This is a genomic window from Polaromonas sp. P1_G4 (assembly GCF_056405475.1).
This window is the reverse complement of record NZ_JBFUCA010000892.1, coordinates 1-1024: the sequence shown is the minus strand read 5'-3', so window position 1 is coordinate 1024 and position 1024 is coordinate 1. Positions and strand designations below refer to the sequence as shown.

The following is a 1024-nucleotide window of genomic DNA, read 5'->3' as shown; positions in this document are numbered from 1 at the left end:
TTGCCGGGCCGCAGGCGCAGCGGCCCCCTCGGGGGGCAGGAAGCTACACGCAGTGAGCGACCGTGGGGGCCATATTCACCCCTCAAACTGCGGGTGCAGTTGCCGGATCCGGTTCATGGCCATACCTGCGGCGGCGGTGCGGGTTTCGACGCCCAGCTTGGCATACACCCGTTCCAGGTGCTTTTTGACCGTGGCTGGGCTGGAACCCAGGATGTCTCCAATGTCGCGATTGGTTTTTCCCTTGACCACCCAATACAGCACTTCAGCTTCTCGGGCGGTGAGCTTGAAGCTCAGGCTCATGGCTTCCACCACGGCGTCGTCGGAAATTTCGCGCATGACGATCAGCCAGTCACCGCCGCGGTCGCCGTCGCCGGTCTGCTGGTGCAGCCGGAAGGTCAGGCGCCGCGGACCAAGCTCCACCGCCAGGCGCGGCGGCTCAACCTGGCGCTCTGCCTCCGCCATGTGGCGGCGCAGCCAGTTGAGTACAGGTTCGGGCGTTTGCGGCGCGGACGTGCCGTAGTAGCGCATGAGCAGGTCGCGCGCCAGCGGCGTTTGCCAGATCAATTTCCCGTCGGCCTCGCCGCCCATGCGCACCGTGATGCTGGCGTAGCCGAAAGCGTCCAGCGCGTTGCGTGCTTGCCCTGCCTGCCGCGCTTCCTGCCTGGCACGGCGGGCGCCCTGCAAATGCACGCCCATGCGTGCCATCACTTCCTTGGGCTTGATCGGTTTGGTAACGTAGTCCACCCCTCCGGCTTCCAGGGCCGCCACGAGGTACTCGGTTTCCGTGAGACCGGTCATGAAAATAATGGGGATGTGCGCCGTTTCAGCCATGGCCTTCAGGCGCTTGGCAACCTCAAAGCCATCCATCCCGGGCATCATGGCGTCTAGCAAAACGATGTCGGGCAAAGCCTGCAACGCACGCTGCAGCGCAGCCTCGCCACTGGTGGCCACAAGGACGGTATAGCCCGATTCATCGAGCGCATCGTGCAGGACCGACAGGTTGTCGGGCACGTCGTCCACAATC

At 64.6% G+C, this 1024-nt stretch carries 1 protein-coding gene; it reads right to left on the bottom strand.

The features are described 5' to 3' along the window. Positions 1–75: 75 nt before the first annotated feature. Positions 76–1023 (bottom strand): response regulator, encoded by a 948-nt coding sequence (locus tag AC1D1X_RS24225; protein WP_477699475.1) that lies wholly within the window; start codon positions 1021–1023, stop codon positions 76–78. Between the last annotated feature and the right edge of the window lies 1 nt (position 1024).